At 45.3% G+C, this 23,538-nt stretch carries 18 protein-coding genes; 8 read left to right on the forward strand and 10 right to left on the reverse strand.

Going from position 1 to position 23,538, the window contains the following annotated elements:
* A partial coding sequence (locus tag ACED46_RS11355; protein WP_371721462.1) for a VCBS domain-containing protein occupies positions 1-2,390 on the forward strand: 2,390 nt, incomplete at its 5' end.
* A 76-nt stretch (positions 2,391-2,466) separates the two neighbouring features.
* Here the strand turns inward: ACED46_RS11355 and ACED46_RS11360 are convergent.
* The 9 genes from ACED46_RS11360 to ACED46_RS11400 all read right to left on the reverse strand — a co-directional run bounded on the left by ACED46_RS11360 (position 2,467) and on the right by ACED46_RS11400 (position 14,759).
* On the reverse strand, positions 2,467-3,780 hold the full coding sequence (locus tag ACED46_RS11360) for an HlyD family type I secretion periplasmic adaptor subunit (RefSeq protein WP_017061737.1): 1,314 nt from the start codon (positions 3,778-3,780) through the stop codon (positions 2,467-2,469).
* Positions 3,773-6,025, reverse strand: coding sequence for an ABC transporter transmembrane domain-containing protein (locus ACED46_RS11365; protein WP_371721463.1), 2,253 nt, complete (start codon positions 6,023-6,025; stop codon positions 3,773-3,775). The genes ACED46_RS11360 and ACED46_RS11365 overlap by 8 nt, the downstream gene beginning before the upstream one ends.
* The gene (locus ACED46_RS11370; protein ID WP_017066510.1) at positions 6,022-7,668 is read right to left on the reverse strand and encodes an ABC transporter ATP-binding protein; all 1,647 of its coding nucleotides are present in this window, start codon (positions 7,666-7,668) and stop codon (positions 6,022-6,024) included. Before ACED46_RS11370 ends, ACED46_RS11365 begins: the two co-directional genes overlap by 4 nt.
* A gap of 178 nt (positions 7,669-7,846) precedes the next feature.
* A complete protein-coding gene (locus tag ACED46_RS11375) occupies positions 7,847-8,482 on the reverse strand; it encodes a CatB-related O-acetyltransferase (protein WP_017061734.1) in 636 nt (211 codons plus the stop codon).
* A 419-nt stretch (positions 8,483-8,901) separates the two neighbouring features.
* The gene (locus tag ACED46_RS11380) at positions 8,902-10,014 is read right to left on the reverse strand and encodes an NADH:flavin oxidoreductase (RefSeq protein WP_032546839.1); all 1,113 of its coding nucleotides are present in this window, start codon (positions 10,012-10,014) and stop codon (positions 8,902-8,904) included.
* Positions 10,015-10,301: 287 nt separating this feature from the next.
* Positions 10,302-10,991 carry a hypothetical protein gene (locus ACED46_RS11385; protein WP_371721465.1) on the reverse strand — a complete coding sequence of 230 codons (690 nt, stop codon included), beginning with the start codon at positions 10,989-10,991 and terminating at the stop codon, positions 10,302-10,304.
* Positions 10,991-12,181, reverse strand: a complete 1,191-nt coding sequence (locus ACED46_RS11390; RefSeq protein WP_371721467.1) for an OmpP1/FadL family transporter — start codon at positions 12,179-12,181, stop codon at positions 10,991-10,993. The genes ACED46_RS11385 and ACED46_RS11390 overlap by 1 nt, the downstream gene beginning before the upstream one ends.
* Positions 12,182-12,274: 93 nt before the next feature.
* Positions 12,275-13,087 carry a crotonase/enoyl-CoA hydratase family protein gene (locus tag ACED46_RS11395; RefSeq protein WP_017064440.1) on the reverse strand — a complete coding sequence of 271 codons (813 nt, stop codon included), beginning with the start codon at positions 13,085-13,087 and terminating at the stop codon, positions 12,275-12,277.
* A 478-nt stretch (positions 13,088-13,565) separates the two neighbouring features.
* Entirely contained in the window at positions 13,566-14,759 is a 1,194-nt protein-coding gene (locus ACED46_RS11400; protein WP_371721469.1) for a multidrug effflux MFS transporter, read from the reverse strand.
* Between the two features lie 270 nt (positions 14,760-15,029).
* Between ACED46_RS11400 and ACED46_RS11405 the strand changes: the two genes are divergently transcribed.
* The 4 genes from ACED46_RS11405 (at position 15,030) to ACED46_RS11420 (ending at position 18,097) form a co-directional block, all read left to right on the forward strand.
* Entirely contained in the window at positions 15,030-16,115 is a 1,086-nt protein-coding gene (locus ACED46_RS11405; RefSeq protein WP_371721470.1) for a PQQ-dependent sugar dehydrogenase, read from the forward strand.
* A gap of 454 nt (positions 16,116-16,569) precedes the next feature.
* A complete protein-coding gene (locus ACED46_RS11410; RefSeq protein ID WP_010430417.1) occupies positions 16,570-16,779 on the forward strand; it encodes a cold-shock protein in 210 nt (69 codons plus the stop codon).
* Positions 16,780-16,896: 117 nt separating this feature from the next.
* A complete protein-coding gene (locus ACED46_RS11415) occupies positions 16,897-17,436 on the forward strand; it encodes a YaeQ family protein (protein ID WP_371721471.1) in 540 nt (179 codons plus the stop codon).
* Positions 17,429-18,097, forward strand: a complete 669-nt coding sequence (locus ACED46_RS11420) for a hypothetical protein (RefSeq protein WP_371721472.1) — start codon at positions 17,429-17,431, stop codon at positions 18,095-18,097. Before ACED46_RS11415 ends, ACED46_RS11420 begins: the two co-directional genes overlap by 8 nt.
* 263 nt (positions 18,098-18,360) lie before the next feature.
* Here ACED46_RS11420 and folE read toward each other — a convergent pair whose 3' ends face one another.
* Positions 18,361-19,014 carry a GTP cyclohydrolase I FolE gene (gene folE, locus ACED46_RS11425; RefSeq protein WP_017061725.1) on the reverse strand — a complete coding sequence of 218 codons (654 nt, stop codon included), beginning with the start codon at positions 19,012-19,014 and terminating at the stop codon, positions 18,361-18,363.
* Between the two features lie 215 nt (positions 19,015-19,229).
* On the opposite strand from folE, the gene moeA reads away from it, so the two are divergent.
* The 3 genes from moeA to ACED46_RS11440 all read left to right on the forward strand — a co-directional run bounded on the left by moeA (position 19,230) and on the right by ACED46_RS11440 (position 23,530).
* Positions 19,230-20,465: a molybdopterin molybdotransferase MoeA gene (gene moeA, locus ACED46_RS11430; protein ID WP_017071464.1), complete on the forward strand. Its 1,236-nt coding sequence runs from the start codon at positions 19,230-19,232 to the stop codon at positions 20,463-20,465.
* A 12-nt stretch (positions 20,466-20,477) separates the two neighbouring features.
* Positions 20,478-21,227 (forward strand): molybdopterin-synthase adenylyltransferase MoeB, encoded by a 750-nt coding sequence (moeB, locus tag ACED46_RS11435; protein WP_371721473.1) that lies wholly within the window; start codon positions 20,478-20,480, stop codon positions 21,225-21,227.
* 188 nt (positions 21,228-21,415) lie between these two features.
* Positions 21,416-23,530 (forward strand): LruC domain-containing protein, encoded by a 2,115-nt coding sequence (locus tag ACED46_RS11440; RefSeq protein WP_371721482.1) that lies wholly within the window; start codon positions 21,416-21,418, stop codon positions 23,528-23,530.
* The last annotated feature ends 8 nt before the right edge of the window (positions 23,531-23,538 follow it).

A 23,538-nucleotide genomic window follows, 5' to 3' on the forward strand; every position in this document is an offset into this window, starting at 1 on the left:
ATAGTGGCGATAACACTCAGTTTGTTTTTAGCGGTAAATATTTAGGTCAAGGGTTTGAGCCTGGCCACCTTGATGTTTGGCCTAATGGCACTTATCAATTCAGATTAGATACATGTACCAATCATCATCCGGACGATCTAATCAGTAGCCTACATGCTGGCGAGTCGATGGAGCTCCCCTACGAAGTCGAAACCACTGATGGTCAGAAGCTCACCATTATGGTGAAAGTGACCGGTGAAGATAACCAAGCAAAAATTGCAGTGACGCCCTACTCCAGCCTCAATAATCATGTTTACGAAGATCATACTTCCTTTGGCAATACCACCAGTCAACTCAGCAGTGGTGGCACGTTACAGGTCATTGACCCGGATCACGATCAAGCCGGTTTTATCGCGCAAACCATCACCACCGCCGAAGGTGGTCGGTTCAATATCAACGCACAGGGCCAATGGTCATACGATATTGACAATGATAAAGTCCAACATTTAGGTGCAGGGGAAAGCTTCCAGCAAACCTTTACCGTTGAATCTATTGATGGCAGTGCTAAAAAAGATATTACAGTGACCGTTCATGGCACCAATGATGCGCCAGTTGCATCAGCTGAAGTACGTTTAGCGAATGGCTTAGAAGATACCCAGATAGTCCTCACCCCTGCACAGCTACTGGCCAATTCTAGCGATGTTGACGACAACGACATTGGCAAATTATCCATTGAAAACCTACAGGCTGACCACGGTGCTATTGCCTTCAATACCGATGGCACGTTTACTTTTACCCCAGAGAAAGACTATAACGGCGATGTGCACTTTAGCTATGACGTTAAAGATCCCCACGGTGGTGTGACTCACACCGGTGCATCAACAACACTCTCGGCAGTTGGCGATGCTGCGATCTTCACCGGAGATAAAAGCGGTCAAATTACAGAAGATCGCCATGTACAAGGTGATGCTCAACATACGATATTTGTCACTGGCGTGTTGAATGTTATCGATCCTGATGCCAGTGAAGATCATTTTTACGACACTCGTAATGCCCATGCGCTCAGTGATCCCTATGGCGGTCATCTGACCATTGGAAAAGCCGGTGATTGGGCTTATTCGGTTCCCAATGCCAATATTCAACACTTAGCGGCAGGGCAAGTCGAGCAGGTTCAATATGAAGTAACGACTGCTGGTGGTGATAAGCAGGTTATTACCCTCTATGTGCATGGTACTAATGATAAACCAACAATTTCTGAAGTTATCGCAGGTGCACATAACATTGATGAAGATGCTGCAAATGCGACCTCTGGGCAAATTATTATCAGCGATGTTGATCATAGCGATCAACATTCTGTCAGTATTGATAGCCAACATCAGCCACAGTATGGTTCTGTTACCTATAACAGCAATACACAAACTTGGGTCTACACACTTAATAACAGCAATAGCCATGTTAATGCTTTAAATAATGGTGAACAATTGACCGATAAGTTTTCTCTATTGGTCGATGATGGACACGGGGGCGTTACAACTCAAGAAGTTGAAATGCGCATTGATGGACACAGCGATGTTCCACCAATGCCAACCCTAGTTGCCCCTGCAAAAATTACCGGCAGTGCAGGCAATCAGGACCTGCATGCCTCAATCGGAATTCCTCCAATTATTCACCAAGGAACGCCTACGCCAATGACAGGCTGGGGAATATCAGATCACCACGGACACTCTCTCACTGCATTACACGGTCAATTTGGTACTTTGCATGTCAATCCTGCAACCGGAGAGTTGAGTTACGATTACCAACAAACTTCATCAGGCGTCGTTAAGACACATACAGGAGGCTCTTACGGTAGTGGTACAGACGAAACCGACTCGTTTGTTTTAACCCTAGGAGGCGATCAAAACTCACAAGTCGCGGTGCACCTACATTTGCACTCGCAATCCGTCCATGGAAACAGCGGACATCACATTGACCAAACCACACTAACTGGCATGGATTTATCGCCAATCGCTCCACCACCTCCTCCAGCACCCGGCATGAGCCAAGCGGATGAACCGGATGCCTCTTTCAGCACCCCTGATGAAGTTACTCTTAATTTTGATGAGGTGACGGCAAACCTAGAACATACAGCGATAGGCGAACACGAACAGCGTTCTGGTGCCCATGCTTACCTAGACGCTCTGGGTATTAATGCTGACTCGCCGTCTATAGATTCACCGTCACACAATGTACCAGTGGCACAGGATATCGATATCATTTTCAGTGATGCCGAGAGTGCTTATGGGGCTGAGCAAACTGACGACAGTATGAGTGACGCACTGTCTCACCATACCGAAAGCCCATCTTTTGATGATTCTTTACACCATCATAATGATATTGACGGATTGCCTGACATAGACCCAAATAACTAGGGCATCACCCCTTCGGTTAGATAAAAAAAGGAGCACGGCATGTGCTCCTTTTTTATGCAAGCCAGAGTGGAGGACTTTACCTCTCTCCAAACGCCACGCTAACATTGGTATAAATCGGTTTCCATAAGTATTGGAACACCGACTTCTCGCCAGTTGTGATGTCTACTTCACCCGTCATACCCGGCAGTATGGAAAAGCTTTCAGGGTTATCACGGAAGTAAGGCGTATCAACCGACACTACAACTTCATAATAGATCTCGCCACGTTCGCTTTGACTTGTGGTCGGTGAAATACTCTCTACCGCCCCTTTTAAAGCCCCAAAGCGGCTGTAATCAAACGCATCAATCTTGACTCGAGTGGGCTGCCCAACACTCACAAAACCAATATCTCTTGGGGACAAACGTGCTTTGAAGTCAGCGTTCCCTCCGACAGGCACAATTTCAACTACCGTGCCACCCGGCTGAATAACACCACCATCCTGCGTGCTTGGTATGCTTTGCACCAAGCCTTGTAGCGGTGACACTAACATAGTGTTCGTCAATTTAGCTTGGCTTGAACGAACTCTAGCATTCAATGCTGATAAGTCAGATACGGCTTTAGAACGATCATCGCTCACTTTAGCTTTCGCTTCCGCCAGAAGCTGTATGATTTTTTGGTCATTACTGTCAGCTTGTCTAATCAATACCGACTTCTTACCACGAGCTTCTTCGATTTTCTGTTCGATACTGGCCAATTTTTGTCGCATTTCAAGCACACGTAAACGTGAAATGTTACCCGCTTTATAACCCTTCTCCAGTATGTTCAACTCTTGCTTAGTCGCATTTAACTCTTTCTCATAACTCGGCAAGGCCTTTTCTACGCTACGAAGCTGCTCTGCAATTTGCTCGCTCTCTTTCTCAAGCACCACACGCTTTTGGAAGTAGAGGGCTTTTTGCGCGTTCAGCTGCGCTTTTTGCTGGCTGACGATCTCTGGGTAATCGACCTCAAACTCAGCAAGGTTAGGCTCACGTTGCTCAAGCAGCGCATTCATACGTTCCACACTGGCTAGAAGCGTCACTTGTTGGGACTTTAGCTCTTCAAGGGCGGTACGCTGGAAAGTGGCATCAAACTCAACAAGCGGCTGGCCTTTCTCTACCAACTGGCCTTCTTTAACAAGAATTTGCTTTAACTTACCGCCAATCGCACTTTGTAATACTTGCTTCTCGCCTTCCGGAATCACAGCACCTTTGGCTTTGGCGATTTCATCAACTTGAGTGACTACAGACCAAGTGGCAAAAGCAATAACACATAAGGCAACCGACCATGTGGCCAGCGCCAATGTACGAGCCGTATTTTGTGATTCAACAAGCTCACCGTAGCGCTTGCCCTTCTCGATAGATTGTTTAGTCATTAGCGACTCCTTGCTTAGACTCTGATTGTTCTTGTTGGGCTGCATTTTGTTGAGCAGACGCCTCTTGAGTTGACGGCTGTAGCTCTTGAGATAACGGTTGCTCAGATAACTGCGGTTCTTGAGAAGCTTGAGGCTCTGAAGGCTGTTCCTGCTTCGAAGACTGCTCCGGCTCTAATGGACCGGCATAAACCACTGCACCTTCATTTAATACCACCACTTTATCGGCAAGCTTGATTAAATCCGGATCGTGGGACGTGTAAATCACCGTTGCTTTTCCTTTTTTCGACTGCACAAACTCACCAAATATACGTTTAGCATTTGGGTGAGCATCAGGCACAGGATTATCCATTAAGAACATTGGGTAGTCATAAACCAGCGCTTTTGCATCAATTAGGATCTGCGCGACGCTGCCAGACAACATGTCAAAAAGGCTGTCCGGCTGAATACTGCTGATGGAAGTATCGAGCCCACCTGATAATGTCTCGAACCAACGCTTTCCGCCGACCATTTCAATTGCAGAGATCATTTTCTGATCTTCGACTTTGTGACCGTCGTTTAGCCACTCTCGAATACTCAGCGTAAGCAAATCAGGATATGCGGCTCGAATGAAACACCAGTGGCGATAAAGCTGCGGGTCGTATTGAACGAGGTTAACGCCTTCAAGCTCGACCATGCCATTTTGGATAGGCTGCAAGCCAGACAGCACTTCAATTAATGTTGATTTACCGCTCCCAGAAGGGCCGGTAATCGCGACAACTTCACCGGCTTCAATATCAAAACTCACACCATTCAAAGCGGGGCGACTCTGTTTGGGATAGCGCAGCGTCACTTGGTCTAATTTCAAGTTAGGCGCTACCACGGGTAACGGGTGATGCTGGTAACTGAATTCACGCTCAGACGGCTGAGACAAAATACGGTTCACTTGCAGCTTGGATTGATTAAAGCTATTAAAACGCATCGCGCTGTTTGCCAACACCTGAGCAGGACCCGTCACCTTAGATATCAACATCATTGAAGCAATCAAACCACCGGGCGTCATCACTTGTTCAAAAATAAGTCCTATGCCTAACCCCATCACGGCGAGTGTCGAGCCCACACCAATGAAATAGTAAATCGAGGTGTACCGACTCTGGAGAACCGATTGATTAAAGGTCACTGTTGAAGCAAGAAGATTGGCTTTTTTGAAACGTTGAATCCAGTGCTCTGAGAATCCAGCACTGCGAATAAAGGCAAGCTTGGATGACAGCTCATTAGTCATGTTTTGACGATTCGTACCTGCGACTGTCGATTGCATCGAGCGCTTGCTGCTAGAGCGTATCGAGCGTTTTGCTAGCAAGTAATAAAGGATTAAAGAGACGACTGGAACCAGTACCAACCATCCGCCTAAAACTCCTATCGCTAGTACAAAAATTAGAATGAATGGTAGGTCAAATAACGCATTTCCTAATGGCCCCGATAGCACACCTGAAATACGCTCTGACAACATCACTTGGTTTTGCTGACTAGAAGAAGCTGTTTGCTGATTTTGAGCATAGCTATTACGAAGCAGACGCTGCACGATGGATTGAGAAATCTCACGACTTACTCGGTTGGAAACTGAAGCAAACACTCGGCTACGTAATGTTCTCAACCAACCCATCATCACAAACAACAACGCCGCGCCAATGGCGATACCTTGCAACTCATGCCCTGCATCACCACCAATCACATGGTCATAAATCGACATCGTGATGAAGGGAACAGCAAGCGCAAATAAGTTAGTGATAAAGCTGACCAATAACAATTTAGGAATGATGGGGCGAAACGCATGTAACCTTTCACCAACCCAATCAGGAGAGGCCTTCTCTAATGGTGGCCCTTCGATAACAATACAAAACTGAGGGACATCGGTGATGTCGTTATTGGCATTAAAGGCAACAAATTGCTTGGATTCCAAATGACCAGAGACCAGCTCATGTTCACCAAGTACCAGTAAGACCAATTTATGTTCACCAACTTCATCTAGGTTGGCAACCAAGCGATAAGGCAGTGCAAGCCTGTCGAACAAGGCAAACATATCGTCGATTGATTCAATGCCATTTTCATCGACCCATTGATGTGCGAACAACTGGATATTAGCATTAACTTCCAACTGCTTAAGAACGGAAAGGCTCTCGGTTTCTAAATGATTCATCACCTCTTGTCGACCGCTGGTATCTGCACGGTTGTTCGTACCTGAAGGGTTACCAATATCTAAACGATTCATACGACGGCCTCCTGATTGCTCTCGCTGTCGACCGTAATAGCTCGACTTTCCACTGTAATGATTCGATTAGCAAATTCGCGAAGCTTCGAATGGTAGCTCACCATCAGTATCGTGCGTCCTGCCGTTACTTCTTCTTCCAACACCTTAGCTAGATTCCCAAGGGCGTCTAAATCAAGTGAAGAATCCGGCCTTTCCAACATGATTATGGGTTTATCACTTGCCAATTGAGCCGCGATATTGAGCATTTTCACGTTACCCATACTCAACAAAGAAGCACTCGTATGGCCAATTTGTGTCTCTAGTCCATCGGGTAATCGAGTAATCTCTTTGGTTAAACCCAAACGCTTTGCATAGTCACTGGCGCTTTGCGTTTTCTCAGGGTCAAACCCGCACAAGTTGTCGAGAATAGTACCCGACACCAACTGCCCTTTAACGCCACAGTAGGCAGCAATATTGGTTACGGATGCGATTGAAACTGCAGCTCCGTTAATGAAGCACTCACCCGCTTTTAGATCATCAATACCTGCAATCGACGACAATAAATGACTGTTGGTGTGGCGATCCTCACTCTCTAACAAAACCAACTCACCTTTATTCAGTGTGACATCTGCATGAGAGAGTTCACCATATCTTTCAACGGTCGCTTGCTTGATTTCCAACGTCTCAAAGTCAGATAAGTGGTTCTCAACTTGCTCAGAATCTGAAGATTCCGATAATGATAAGTCACTCAATTTTTCTATTGCCTGATTGGCACTGTGTATTGAATTAAGCTTGATTCTAACCCCAACCAGAGCACTCAAAGGCGCAACCGCTCTGCCAGATAAGATAGAACATGCCGCCAAGCCACCAGTAGTTAACTGACCATCCAACACCCACAAGCTCCCCGTAATTACGAGTAAAACTGACGTGGCTAATGCGGCAAGCTGAATACATTCTTGGGCAAAGGCGTTCTGTTCTTCTTCTCTCGCTTTAGACTGAGAGCGAACGTTATTGAGGGATTTAAACTGATTGAAGATTCGAGACTCAACAGCCTGACGTTTGATTCCTTGAATGGTTTGGCTCAGTAAAATCAAGAACGCTTTTCGCTCCTGCTCATCTTGGGAAGCTTCTTCACTTAAGCTTTTAACGCGAATAGAAGATAACCAAACGATTCCGAGAGTAATCAGCCAAACTGCCAAAGGTATCGCCACCAGCTCACCGCCGATGTAAGCCACCAAGCCCAAGAAGATCAAGGCAAAAGGCAAATCAATAAAGCCTGCAATCACACCACCGGAATACCAATCTTTGACTTTGGATACAGAACCAAGCCCCTCTTCCACGCCGCCAACACCAATGTGGCGGAGATGGCCTGATGAAGCCGTTGTTACTCTTTCAACCAAAGTTTGATAGGTCGCTTTCTCGGTATTGCTGGCCGCGGCTGACAAAAGCCAAGTACGCACAAACCGGATCAATGCTTCCATGGCAACAGCCAACGCTGCACCCGCCAACAACAAAGTGGCAGTACCGTAACTTTGGTTAGGTAAAATACGATCGTAAATTTGCAAAACCGTTAACGGAACGGCGAGAGAGAGAAGATTTATGAGTAAAGAAGGCAGTAAGACTTTCCCCACCACCCCTTTGTTTTTCATTGAACTTGCGGGCATACACAATCCTTATCCATGCTTATGAAATAAGATTGGTACACCATGTTGAGTATTGCAAGGTAACGGACTGATTTAACGTGTTTTTCAATATAAATATGACACAGATCTTTCTACACAAATCTGTGGCTATACCCGTACCTTAAAAACGCTCCTTACAAACGCTCGTTACAAGTGCTCCTTACAAACAATTGTCGTAATCCGTTATCGCCTGCTTTAACTTTGAAAAGTCTGAGTTACATAAATACGGTTTCAGCGCTTCAAATTTATCTGAGGGCCACTCGTATATTTTGAATGACATGAGTTCGTCAATAACGGACTCATCAAAGCGGTATTTGACGACTTTAGCTGGAGAACCACCGACAATGCTGTATGGAGCGACGTCTTTAGTCACCACACTATTCGCTGCAACCACAGCGCCTTCGCCAATCGTCACACCGGGCATCACCATCGCTCTCATGCCTAACCACACCCCATCTTCAATGTGAGTGTCACCTTTGCCAATGTAGGCATCGTCGATTACATCCATAAATGGATACAGCGAAAACCAATCAACTCTGTGGGTATGGTTGCCACCCATTAAAATCACAACCTCTGCGCCAATGCAGACATAATCGCCGATATGGAGTTCGTCGATTTCCCATCGAGGCTCCCACTGGCGGCTGACTTCGTCGCCATGTAAATAACGGACGACAGATTGCTCGAACCCATTATCCCAGCAATCGCTGTAATAACTGTGTTGACCTTTTACGTGAATATTGGGGTTGGTTACGACTTCATGCAGCAACTCGAATTTGGACCAATGCTTCTTTTGCATTTTTACCTCTGAATGATCTATTAAGTTTTATTCGTTAACTATCAAAATGTTCGACGATGCAAATCCAAGGTGCACAAACTAACGCCCTATAAACACAGGGTTCACTGGGATGAATAGTGAGTATCACGCTTAAATCATAGCAATATCGCTAAAACTAAAGAGACGTCAGTGGATTCGAGGTTGCTTAAGAAGAGGAAGTAGTTTCAAAGTTTGCTCAGTTTTTATCGATAACTTGGTTGGATAATTTACAGGCGTAGTGTAACTGTTTAGTCGCGCCAATTTGACAGGAAGATGTGATTAATAAGGTTTCAAATTTCGTTTCGTGGAATACGGAATGAACAAGAGCCTGCGCGATTACACAGGCTCAAACTTAGACTCAGCTATAAACTTCGGAGCTCGCTTGGAGCTGGGCTCAGCGACTACATGCGTGCAAGCTGTACTTTTCTGTCTTTATTCACCACGCAGAAGTTACCGCGCTTAGTACGACACTTAGAGCATCGTTCGCATTCAACAGGGCTTCTATCCCCTTCCTTCCAACGCTTCACTAAATGGGGTTCAGAAAGCAGCGGTCTTGAAAGCGCGAAGTACTCAATGCCCGTGTTGTTTGCAATCGCTTCGATAGCATCAAAATCCGTTAGACCACCAACCGTGATCACTGGGATATTAACGTCTTGGCTAATCGCGTGACCATACTCATGGAAGTAGCCTTCAGCTTGAATGGTAAAACCATCGTGCGACTCGCCAATCATAGTGTCTGCTTTGCCATGAATATTGCCTGACACGACAATGCCATCCACACCCACTTGTTCAAGCTTTTTACAGACAATACGTGTTTCCTCAAAGGTGACGCCACCTTCAAAAAACTCGGATGCCGTGAGCTTAACCAAGATAGGGAAATCATCACCCACCAGCTTACGTGTCGCGGTATAGATCTCTAACAAAAATCTCATGCGGTTTTCTAAGCTACCGCCGTATTCATCTTCACGTTGGTTGTAATAAGGGCTTAGAAATTGGTTAATCAGGTAAGTGTGAGCGGCATGAATTTCAACGCCATCAAAGCCTGACTTCTGTGCTCTCAAAGACGCTTGAGCAAACGCATCAACAATGTAGTCGATCTCGTCTTTGGTCATCGCTTTGCCTAGAGTTTGAGTTCCTTTTTCTGGAACCTCACTTGGTGCGTAGATTACTCGCTCGCCAAGGTCATGCGTGGTTTTGGTGCCACCATAAGCCAACTGCATCACGATTTTAGAGTCGTTGTCGTGCACCAGTTGAGTCAGCTTTTGATACTCTTCAATGAATGAGTCGTTATACATACCCATCATGCCTGCATTCGGCTTTTCTTCTTCAACAATGTTCGCGTAGCCCGTCACGATCAGGCCGACTTCACCTTGAGCCAACTCTTCATAGATAGCGTACAGTTTATCTGTCATATGCCCATCTTCGGTGGCCATATTTTCCCACGTTGCACTTCTCATGAAGCGATTCTTTAGTGTCATCTTGCCAATGTGGGTTTCTGTAAACAAAGTGCTCAAGTGTCTTCCTCTCAAAATCGTGTTACGCAAGTTACCCATTAAGCATGGGCACTGATTCAGGCGGATACTACAGAGAATAAGGCAGCGAAAACTTAATCTAGATTAAGAGAGCGGCACTCTCATGTGAGAAAGATATAGAAAGCATCAAAAAGAGATAAAAAAGATTGGAGAAATGGTAACAAAAGAAAATCGCTAAGTTTTAATAAGCGACTTTGTTCAATTTAATCTGGACTAAGTCAATGGTTCTTACGAGAGGTGTCCACCTGCGAATTTCTGCCTGCTAACAGTTATTTGAACTCATAGGTGTAAGACGCGCCAACACTGTTATTTTCACCGAAATCGTCCTCAGCAAAAATAGTGAAGAAGTTGAATGATTGAGCGTCACTCAACTTGTAGCTAGCACCGACGCCTGCCCAATACCCTGAATAATCATCAGACCCCATTGAACCGCCACCGAAGCCCATGATAGACCATTCATCAGCAATCGTTTTTAAACCAAACGCACCAATGTAGCCACCGTGTGTTGAGCTCGACATCAATACATAGTCAGAACCAACATTATCATCATCGAAAACCGCTACTTCGCCGTCATTATAGCTGTAACCAGCCATAGGGAAGATTTGCCAACCGAACGGCTCAATATCGAAATAGCTCAGTGGTATAAATGTGCCAATACTGTAGTTGTTCTTATAAGCATCGTTGTCATATTCAGAACGGCTAAAGTTGAAGTTAACAATACCCATAGGCAACAGCCATGAGCCGCCTATTCGCCATTCTTCGCCATCTGCGTTAACACGAGCATTGATCATTCGTGCTTCATCAAGCCCAATAGACCCAGAGAACTGCAGATCTTCGTTATAAGCAACGCCAGCTTTGGTTACGATTTTAGTCGGATCATCAGGGTGCTTCTCTTCAGCAAAAGCACCCGTTGAAAATAAAGACACTAAAGTAATGATTAGTAGATTACGTAATGTCATTAGAAGGTCGCGCTAACACCAACAAAGTGGATACGGCCATCGAACGAACCATTCAACAGATTAACTTGACCAAATCGACCATATCGATCCATCTCAACTGAACCCAAATCAGCGTATTCATAGAACACATCAATTAAGATGTCGTCCCAGTAGGTAGATGCGCCAACTGAGTAGCGGTACTGTTCACCCACAGGAAGGTCAACCCATTGCATTGACGGATCGTCTTGCGGAGAAGTTTCGTAAGAGAAGCCAGCTTTCAAACGCCAGTCTGAATTCAATTGATAATCCGCACCTACCGCAAATTTCCAAACGTCATCCCAGTCACGTTCAATCGGAACACCATTAATTGGACTTCCTGCTATTCCAAAATCAAGAACGGTTGTATCCCATTCACTCCAACGGTGGAACTGAATACTAGCAAGCAGGTCAAGTTGAGAGTTCAAAGCATAGCTCGCACTGACATCGATGATTTCAGGTAAAGCAATATCAGTTGATAATGAATTCAATACGCCTTGGTTAATAACGCCATTTACATCATTGTTAAACTCATGCTCTAGCTTAGAACGGTAACTTGCGCCCAGCTTAAGTTTATCTGTCGGTGTGTACATTACGCCAAGGTTATAGCCGTATGCCCAGTCAGTATCTTGCTTCGCAGTAAGCATTGACGTTGTTTGTTGGAATGCAGCCCAACTGAATTGCACACCCGCGCCTACTGACCATTGGTCATTCAGCTTATAACTCAGTGATGGGTTCACTTGCATTGCAGTAAGAATGATATCTTCTAGAAGTGCAGCACCCGCCCAATCACTGCCGTAATCAAGGCTAGAGCCGCCAACAGCGCCAAGCGCGATACCAAGGTGTAATTTGTCTGTGACTTGATGAGCGTGGAAGGCACCAAATGACGGCATTACGGAATGAGCTTTACCATCTGGATTACCACCGTTATCTTGATACTTCATTTCAAGATCGAATGCCATGGTGTTGATGGTCGTTTTGCTTTCGCCCATGTGAGACATAGTGGCAGGGTTTGTCCACATCGCCGCTGCAGATCGAGTGTAAACACCATCACCAGCGCCAGTAGTACCAGCGTTGGCAACGACAGCTTCTTGCAAAAACAGGCCACTTGCGAATGCATTTAAGTTCGTAAAAATTGCAGTGGCAGCTAGAGAGTAAGTAAAAGTTTTGTTCATCAGAGCGCTCATTTAGCCTTAGACATTAAATTGCTCTAAGGTTACCGCAAAGCTCAATAAACAAAGGGAATATCCATTATTCCTGTACAAGCGCTATTTAAACTTTCTGGCGACGTAAGGGCGTGGTTTGTCTCGATGAATTTCACGTTGAGCAGCAATCGCCCTGTTCTTACCTAACCCAACCTTTATCTGATACCAAGTTTCGCAGAATACAGCCATGCCCGGGCTTGACCACCAAGTCTTGTTGTAGAGCTTCTTGTTAGCAGCGACGACATCTGGCGACCGATTCGCACACTCAAGTGCCAACGCATAGGCTTCAGCGTAAGGATCTTCGGCAATCTTGGTCACCAACCCATATTCTTTAGCGGTTTCACAGTCGATCACTTTGGCCGTCATCGCCATTTCAAGGGTGTGATCTTTACGCATCAGCTCTCTAAAAGCGATAGCGCCTCCCATGTCAGGAATCAGACCCCACTTTGCTTCCAATATAGAGAAGTTCGCATCCGGGCTAGCAATTCTAAAATCACCCCCACTGACCAATTGCAGGCCGCCTCCCCAACAACGACCATGAATCGCAAAAATGACAGGGCATGGAATATCTCGCCAACCCAATGAAAAGCGTTGTGCAGCGTTAGGCAATGTCGGTAGCCATTTAAACAAGAGCTTCATCGCCCCAGATTTACTGGTTAATAGGGACTTAACATCAAGCCCTGAACAAAAATCAGAACCCTCACCTTTTACTATTACGGCACGAATCTCGGTGTTCTTTTTCAGCTGAGTCACCATGTTATTCACGCCTTGAAACATTGCCATATCAATAGCATTGAGCTTATCGGGTCGATTCAACACAACCGTCGCAATTTGGTTTTCATCGATAGAACAAGTAATACGATCGAGGTTTGGCATGGTGGCTACCTTATCAGTGGTCAGACCTTTAGGTTATACATTTTATTAACATATGCCAAACTTGCACATTAAGAAGCGAGACCTGTGTTGCTTAACGTCTTTCCCTTTACACAAACGACATCAACAAAAAAGCAGTGATGGATCGCTCCATTCACTGCTTTTCATCCGTAGCTTTTATCGCCAATGGCTTTGATTGCCAGTAGCTTTGATTAGCAATGGCTTTCGGTCATGAGCAAGACCTATGTTCTTCGAGATTTCAGTAGCAAGAAGATAAAGTAGCTGCCAGCAATAATGGAAACTAACGTCCCTGCCGCAAGCTGCGCTCGGAACACTACCACTTGCCCTAAGCAGTCAGAAAATAGCATATATTCTGGTAACTTAAACCAAAGCGCTGAACATTAAAAAGGCCATTGAAATTCATCATTTCAATGGCCTTCTCGTTCCTACTAGCCAGGCAGCTAGCTAATTACCTAAGCAACTAACTGAGCTGAGACTCTCTCGCTTCTTGGCTACTGAAACCACGCAAAATGTTAAACAGGGTAATCAATGTGAACAGCATGATAACGAGCGATAAATGCCACGCTTCCCCTAACCCTAACTGAACCAGGCCCATACTCACCATTGAAGACACCACCATCTGCCAGCCACCAGACATCGCAGCCGCCGCGCCAGCGTTCTTCTTATAAGGCAACATCACTAACGCCTGAGCACAAGGTAACGCAATACCATTACCAAGGATCATCAAGAACTGGCCAAGCATGAGATACAAAGGTTCGAGTGGACAGAAGAACAGCCACAAGGCCGCAGCAACGTGCAATACAGGTGTGCATAACAGAGTTTTCTTGTTACCCAGCATAGGGCGAATACGGTTACATAAGCCTGTTCCGCCAAGCATGCCTAATGCTGGAATCACCGCCCACATTGCGTATTCATCTGACGTCATACCAATCTGGTTCTGCATGATAAATGGCATCACCGACACAGTGGTGATCATCAAGCTAAAGTTAAGCCAACCGATACTCGCAAAGCTCATAAAATAACGAGAAGTGAGTAACTCTTTATATTGAGAAACCATTCTCTTAGGCGAAGGGATCGCCGAAACCTGAGTGACGGTTTCCTTAAATTTGAACGCTAACACCACCCAAGCTAATGAGACATAGCCAAGTAGCGAGATAAACACCATGCTCCAGCCAAAATGGAAGTTAATGAATCCACCGATAACGGGCGCGATCAAAGGTGTTATAGACGCAACCATAGCAATGTAAGACATCGCCAAAGGCAAGTCTGCCCCACTGAATCTGTCTCGCGTAGAAGCACGAGCAAGTACCGCGCAACAACCGGTTCCTAAGCCTTGCAGGAATCGCCCCATCACCATGCTAGTAAACGAATGGCTGAAGAAGATGATCATCAATAACCCAAGCATGGCAATCAACAAACCGCTTAGCAGTACCTTCTTGCGTCCCAAAGCATCGGAAATAGGGCCATAAATAAACTGGGAAGGGCCAAAGCCTAATAAATACACACTCACCAAAAGCTGGGCTTGCTCTAGCGAGACATCAAAATCTTTTGCGATCCAAGGCAAAGAAGGAAACACCAAGCCCATACTGAGCTGGCCGATACTGATGACCAAGCACGCAAGTAAGATCGATTTAAAATCAAATCCACGACTCATCGTTTAATAGGTCCGTTCGAAGAAAAATCGTGCGTATCTAACTCACAACATAAAAACTGAGAAAATAGCGAAAATGCTGCTGGTGAGTTGTTCATAATGCTCCGACGGGATCAAATAGAGAAAGGCACAGTAAACATACGTGAGCTTGTATAATCATACAATAGGCGTTCAACTAAATATGTGAATAGTCACTTTTCAGCAACCTCGGCTTTCCGTCAATCGGTCACAAGCGCTAGACTAACACTAGATGCTCATAATCAAGGGATTTCAATGAACACTCATCACCGTATTTTTTCATGTGCTTTGGCGCTGCTTGCCTCTGGTCCTATAACGTCAGCCTTTGCATGGCAGGCAGAGAAGATCACCGACGGACTCGTGATCCCTTGGGGACTGGCTTATGTCAACGATAAGTCCATGTTAGTCACAGAAAAATCAGGCGTCATTAAACATGTCGATTTAAAAACAGGCAATCAAAACACACTGTTCAGGCTGCCCAATGTATGGGCGAAAGGCCAAGGTGGATTATTGGATATCGCACTCTCCCCTTTTGAAAACGGAAAGTTCTACGTCACTTACAGTAAAGACGTCGATGGTGAAGGCGTAACGACACTGGCTTTTGCTAATTACAGCAATAATGAAGTCACCAATTGGACAGATGTGTTTGTATCTAAATCTAGAACGGACACCGGACGTCACTTTGGTAGCCGTATCACCTTTGATGATAGCCACCTGTATTTTTCAATCGGCGACCGTGGTGATCGAGACAACGGCCAAGACACCATGACTCACGCCGGATCAATATTACGACTGAATGCCGATGGAAGCACACCAAGCGATAACCCATTCACGGATAACAACAAAGTGCTCAATGAAATTTGGAGCTTTGGCCATCGTAATCCACAAGGTCTGTATTACGATTTCCCGACTCAAAAGCTTTGGTCGATTGAACACGGCCCTCGCGGTGGTGATGAAATTAACCTAATAAAAGCGGGTGCCAACTATGGGTGGCCTGTCACCTCACACGGAAAAGAGTATTGGGGCCCTATCAGCGTTGGCGAATCGGAAACCAAAGATGGTATTGAAGCGCCAAAAAAAGTCTATGTTCCTTCAATCGCTCCGGGCAGTTTGCTTGTTTACCAAGGAGACAAATACCCAGAGCTGAAAGGCAAACTGCTGGCTGGCGCACTAAAACTTACTCACATCAATATTGTGACAGTCAATGAACAAGGTGAGGCAATCGAGGAAGAACGCATTTTAGAGGACTTGGGCGAAAGGGTAAGAGACATCGAAACTTCACCAAACGGAGACATCTTCTTCAGCACTGATAATGGCAACCTGTACCGCTTGAAAAAGTAGCCGAGACCTCGTTCAAGTAAAGGCACTTACCTTACAACGACATTTATAAATATAAGCCGTTAAAAGTGGGCTCAACGCCCAGTTAGCGGCTTTAAATTTGCAAAAATGAATGCGCTAAAACAGTGCATTTACTCCAAATTCGTCATCAATTTCGACCACCTTTTTCACAAAAACTACAACAAATCACCATACAACTGTAACTCCATGATATTTAAGGAATGCAAAGTTTGACTACCCCCAAGTTTCTGCAACCTTTCCCTATGTATTCGATTGACTATCCCCTGATTTGATTTAGACTCGTTCCCGGCTAGAAAGAAAGTTCTTTGTATATAAACATTTCGTTGGATTACTAGTAACCCCGTTGTGTTGTACGCAATAGCAATAAACTTTTCCGCGCTATCAGTGCCACAATTGGCTCAAAATAAAAATTTAATTTTAATTTTAGGATATCATCATGTCTAACACAGTTACTGGTACAGTAAAATGGTTCAACGAAACTAAAGGCTTCGGCTTCATTCAACAAGAAAACGGCCCAGACGTATTCGCACACTTCTCTGCTATCACTGGCGACGGTTTCAAAACTCTTGCTGAAGGCCAAAAAGTTGAGTTCGTAGTATCTCAAGGTCAAAAAGGCCCACAAGCTGACAGCATCAAAGTACTTTAATCTAGTATTTTAAAGCTTTCTAAAAATAGCCAGCCTCTGCTGGCTATTTTTTTACCCGCTATTCAGAGATTTAAGGTAATATTCCCCTTCACTATTTCTACCTAAGACACCCTCTCAATGGCTCTTAAACCGACAATCTACAAGTTTCGTATCTCTTTAACCGATATGAATCGCGACTATTACGACTCTTTCAATCTAACGGTTGCACAACACCCTTCTGAAACAGAACAGCGAATGATGGCTCGAATCATGGCTTTCTGTATCAATGCGTCTCCTGAACTTGAGTTCACTAAAGGGTTGTCTAGCATTGAAGAACCCGATTTATGGCAGAAGTCGTTAGACGATCAAATCCTAGAATGGGTTGATGTAGGCGAACCTGATCCAGAGCGTGTTAAGAAGGCAACTCGCCTATCTAAATCAGTACACGTATTCAGCTTCAACACTAAATCAAACGTTTGGTGGGAGCAGAACAAAGGTAAATTCGGCTACCTAAAAGCTCAGATCGTTCGTCTAGACAACGATGGTATTGAGCAGCTAGCAGCGATGACACAACGTACGATGGATCTTTCAGTCATGCTGACGGGTAACTCTGCTTTCATTAACAGCGATACTCAATCGGCAGAAGTAACGTGGGAAGAGCTACAGAGTAATGACTGAGCGTCCAACCCCGAATAGTTCGCAAACAGAAGCTAGCCTGCAAGAAGAAGCCAAGCAGCAAGCCGACGCGCAGCAAGAAATCAAAGCCAAACAACAAGCTAGAACCAAGCTTCACCAGTGTTTAAAAGAAGCAGGTTTAGATTCAGTCAAAGCGCTCTCGACAAGCTACGAGAAAGAGCTGTCGTCATTTATTGATGAAAACCACGCTTTGTTTAAACACGCTTTGTTTAAACACGCTTGCGAGAACAAGCCGGAGAACTCTGCACGTCAGACGTTGCTTGGCCTGTTAACCAAGGTACATATCGATGCAAGCTATCGCTTTGAAAGCTATAAAGAAGCGAATGAGACGATGCAAAATGTATTCGATAATACTGTGGGCACTGAGCACAGTGACAAGTTTCAAAACTCTAACGCTCAACAGTTAAAACTAGTCACGCATTTGTGGTTGTTCATTCAAGGACGACTAGGAATGGATTACAGCCTAGCCAATGATCACGCAGCTGTAGCCGCTACGCTATTGTCTCGTATATCGAGAAGCAGTGATGATGAGATTCGCGTAGAGTTCATGGCCAGTTTTTACGATGGTTTGAACATCTATCAAGCCGAGAACAAGCCATCAGGTATTGTTCACCACTTAAAGCGTTTGTTTAACCTTTCTTAAGCACTCCCACCAGCGACTGATTCTAGTTACGCTCTATATGCTTTCAACAAACGTTAAGATATAGAGCGTGCTTTTTCTGCTTTGGCCGCAACAGATTCCCTATTACGTTCATTCTTCACTTTAGGGAATAACAGCATTCTCAGCCATTACAGTTGACTTCATTACAGGCGTAAAAAAGCCCCGCATAAAGCGAGGCTTAGAATATATTTCAATGAACATCAATTTACAGAGGCTAAATTGAATTCATCTAATAATGCAGTGAATCAACGCAGGCCGTGTAAGAACTCGTGGCGCGTTGCTGGGTTTGATCTGAAGATACCGCCTAGAGCTGTTGTTGTCGTTTCGCTGGTTGCATCCATTACACCGCGAGATTTCACGCAGTAGTGAACCGCATCCATGGTTACAGCAACGTCATCGGTTTCGAGTAGCGTTTGCAATGCAACAAGGATCTGCTGAGTCATACGCTCTTGAACTTGTGGACGCTGAGCAAAGAATCGAACAATACGGTTAATCTTTGAAAGGCCGATGATTTTCCCACGAGGGATATAAGCGACCGCAGTCTTACCATCAATCGTCACTAAGTGGTGCTCACAAGTACTGGTCACGGTAATGTCTTTTACTCGTACCATCTCACGAACGCCCATCTTGTTTTCGATTACCGTAATTTTAGGGAAATTGGCGTAATCCAAACCAGAGAAAATTTCATCCACGTACATTTTAGCAATACGTTGCGGTGTTTCTTCCAGACTATCGTCCGTAAGATCAAGTTCAAGGAGAGTGAGAATCTCACGCATATGGTGTTCGATTCGTTCCTTTTTCTCTTCTCGGCTAACCTGGTTTGGACTCATTGGTGTCTCTAAACCACGGCTTGCTAGCGCATCTTTAACCAACTTCGCTGATTCGCTAAGACCTGACATTGAACTTCCTCTTTTATTACCCCTTCTGGATGGCAAACAAGGATACTCGGAATTTTGAATAAATACACCCATATTTTAAGGGAGGTCATTATTTACGGGGCTTAAACTGTGCTAGAGTGGCTAGAATTTCGTTGGCGAACCAGGTGTTCTGATCATTATTTAACCACCATTGCCAACCACAAAATCAAAACAATAACGATCAAAGGATTTCAATTATGGGCTGTTGCGACGCTCCGGGCTTGATGCCAATTGAAGAAGCACTAGATAAGCTGCTATCGCCAATTCAACCTATTCGAACGACCTTATCACTGCCATTGGCAGAAGCATTGGGTTACGTACTTGCTGAAGATATTCTATCCCCTATTTTCGTACCTCCTTTTGATAACTCAGCAATGGACGGCTATGCACTGCGCTTAGCAGACCTAGAGAACGGTAAAGTGCTGCCTTTAGCGGGCAAGTCCTTTGCAGGTCAACCATTTGAAGGTGAATGGCCTGCAAACACCTGTATTCGCATTATGACTGGCGCAAAGATCCCGGAAGGTTGTGACGCCGTAATCATGCAAGAAAACACGGCTGAAACTGACGCTGGCATTGAGATTCAACAAGACGACATCAAGCTAAACAATAACATTCGCCCTACTGGTGACGACATCAAACAAGGCGATATCGTTCTTAGCCGTGGCGAACGTTTAACACCTCGTGACATTCCAATGATTGCTTCGCTCGGTGTGAGCCATGTAACTGTGGTACACAAGCCTAAAGTCGCTTTCTTCTCTACTGGCGATGAGCTCAAGCCATTAGGCCAACCGCTTGAAGACGGTCAGATCTACGACAGCAACCGCTACGGCATTAAACCGCTGATTGAAGCGTTTGGTTGTGAAGCGATTGACCTAGGTATTATTCCTGATTGCCCTGCAACGCTTAAAGAAACCTTTGTAAAAGCACAAGAACTGGCAGACGTAGTTGTCACCTCTGGTGGCGTAAGTGTCGGCGAAGCTGATTACACCAAAGACATTCTTGAAGAGCTTGGCGAAATCGGCTTTTGGAAACTAGCAATCAAACCAGGTAAACCATTCGCATTTGGTGAGCTAGACAACGCTTGGTTCTGTGGCCTACCGGGTAACCCAGTGTCTGCAATGATGACCATGTACGTGTTAGTTCAACCTATGCTGGCTAAACTTGCCGGTCACACTGCGTGGACAGCACCAGAATCGATTCCTGCTATCACTAAATCTGCATTCAAAAAAGGCCCAGGCCGTACTGATTACCAACGTGGCATCTACTCGATTGAAAACGGTCAGTTTGTAGTAGAAACAACAGGTAATCAAAGCTCCGGCGCTTTCCGCTCAATGAGCTTAGCAAACTGCTTTGTGGTACTAGAGCGCGAACGTGGCCGTGTTGAAGTCGGTGAAACGGTTCAGATTCAACTGTTTAACTCCACGCTTTACTAACGAGGCTTGCTGATGGAAATACTGTCTGACGCAGAGATGCTTCGTTACAATCGCCAGATCATTCTCAAACAGTTTGATTTTGAAGGCCAAGAAGCGCTGAAACAGAGTTCAATCTTAGTGTTAGGTGCAGGTGGTTTAGGCTGTGCCTCTGCTCAATACCTCGCGACTGCGGGAATTGGTAAGCTAACACTGATCGACGATGATATTGTCGAGCTTTCAAACTTGCAGCGACAAGTGCTTCACACCGATGCTGACATTGGTAAGAAGAAGGTCGATTCTGCCGCTGAGTCTTTGCAGGTATTGAACCCTCATCTGACGATTGCAACTGTCGATCACAGGCTTGATGACGAAGCGCTAGCAAGTTTGATCGAAGCACACTCTCTTGTTCTTGATGCCAGTGACAACGTCGAAACGCGCAATCAGTTGAACCGCTTATGTTACGCATCAAAAACGCCTCTAGTATCGGGCGCTGCGATTCGCATGGAAGGTCAGATTAGCGTATTCACTTATCAAGATGAAAATGCACCTTGCTACCAGTGCTTAAGCGCTCTATTTGGCAACGCTGCTCTAAGCTGTGTTGAAGCCGGTGTGATGGCACCTGTTGTTGGCATGGTTGGCGCGGCTCAGGCTTTGGAAGCTATCAAGGTTATTGCCGGGTTTGGACAACCAAAGCAAGGCAAGCTTTTGATTCTCGATGCCATGTCTCACAGCTGGCGTGAAATGAATTTAATGAAGATGCCTAATTGTTCGGTGTGTGGATAAGCTAAATCATATCCCCTCTTATCGAAAACTTAAGCCTTGACTATATGTTGGGGCTTTTTTATATCTCAACGTCAGCATCTCAACTCGCTTTATCAATTTGAAATACTCTATGAGAGATTAGTTTCATTTGAGTTCTCATTTTGAGAATACAATAAAAAAATCAGCACCACAAAATATAATCGTTAAAAATCAACGCGTTAAATTTGCTAATAAGTGCGCCATTGGTCGCCAACGCAGCGCCATTCGATACCTGCCCTAGTCAAGCATACCTCTTTCAGTCGAAACCCGTTGAAGTTTGGGGTGTAAACCTAGTGACCGGCTCAACCACTCTGTTAGAAGACGATACGGGTATGAATGCCAATATCAATGGTGTTGGTTTCGACTTTCAAGACAGATATATTTATGGCTATGACACCACCAACAAACGCTTGGTGCGCCTTGGACAGGATTTCCAAACTGAAGTTATCAATACCAGTGGCTTACCAACCGATCACACTTTCTATGTCGGCGACGTCTATGACCATGTTTACTACTTGTATCGTACAGGTAAGGGACTATTTACTGTTGACCTCTCTCCTTTAGACTCTGATCCGAATGCGACCGTCACGGTCAACAAAATCGCAGGCAGCCCAGCAACTGTAAAATTGACTGATTTCGCCTTTCATCCAAGTGATGGCTCTTTATATGGTATCGATAATAACTCTGGTGGCTTATACAGCTTCAACCCTACAACTGGTGCCGAAACCTACATCGGAGACACCGGCGAGTTAGGTACGTTCGGTGCTGGCTATTTTGATGTCAACGGCTACTACTACGTATCTCGAAACCAAGACGGTAAAATTTACCGTATCAATCTGTCTCCAGACAACGCTGCCAATATCGCGGCAGGTATTGTTCCAGCCGTTGAATTTGTTTCGAATGGCCCAGCTTCTGGTCAAAACGATGGTGCTCGCTGTGCGAATGCGCCTGTCGTAGATGAAGACTCAAACATCGACTTCGGTGATGCTCCAGACAGCTACCTAACGTTACTGGCGAGCAATGTCGATGGCATCACATGGTTAGGTACAACTCCTCCAGATGCGGATTTAGATGGTTATGTCACACCTCAATCAGATGAAACTGTCGGGGTGGATGATGAATGGGCAAACGGTGGTATCGGTTTTGTTACCGCACTTGAAGCAGGGCTTGATTCAAAAGTAGTAATTGAAGCTTCAACAACCGGTTACCTTTCAGCTTGGATAGACTGGAACCAAGATGGCAGCTTCGATGGCGCCAACGAGCAAGTGTTTACAGATTACGCGCTCGATGCTGGTGAAAACGATCTATTCCTAAATGTCGACATCAACGCACTAACCGGTACTACGTGGGCTAGATTTAGATTCAGCCAACAAACCAACCTGAGCTACTTTGGCGGTTCTACCTCTGGTGAGGTGGTCGATATTCAAGTCGATGTCCTTAACGATGGTGCCACCGCTCGTTACTTCCCAAGTGCTTCTGGCTACGCAACGCTCGCGTACGAAGATAACTGGCCTTATAAAGCCGACTACGACATGAACGATGCTGTTCTTATGTATCGCATTACTGAGATCCTTAAAGATGGAAAAGTCGTTAAGTCCACTATCGACGGCCGCTTAGCTGCTGTCGGGGCATCGTACAGAAATGGTTTTGCTGTTCGACTTCCTAATTTAGACCCCAGCTTAGTAAGTAGTGGTAACTCTTACATGAAACACAACGGTGTATTCACTGACCTCGACCTAGAAGATGGACGTAGCGAAGCAATATTTGTAATCGCCAATGACCTGACAGAAAAAATCAGCACTGGTTGTACCTTTTACCGCACCAGTAATGGATGTAAAGAGGATGAGCAGTTCTCATTCCAAATTGGTATTACTTTAGCCGGTGACGGTGTGAGCACAGGCAGCTGGACCGATATGCCTTACGACCCGTTCATTTTCGCAACGCCTGGGTATTATCATGGTGAAAACCTACCTCTACATCCAGGACGCAGTTGGGAGGTTCACTTGCCAGACCAAGCTCCAACCGAAGCATTTGATACCACTAACCTCTTTGAAGCTGGTTTAGGCGTCGATGACAGTAATCCATCAACAGGTAAATACTTCAAAACAGTAGAAAACCACCCTTGGGCACTAATAGTGACTTCGGATGACGAATGGGAGTGGCCTTTAGAGTACGTCGATATTGTTACCGCTTACCCAGGGTTTAAAGAATACGCAGAATCCGGCGGTGAAACGAACCAAACATGGTACCAATCACCTGCAGACAACCAACGTTACGAACCATAAGGAGAGAC

This window comes from Vibrio sp. 1S139 (assembly GCF_041439475.1).
GTDB lineage: Bacteria > Pseudomonadota > Gammaproteobacteria > Enterobacterales > Vibrionaceae > Vibrio > Vibrio crassostreae_C.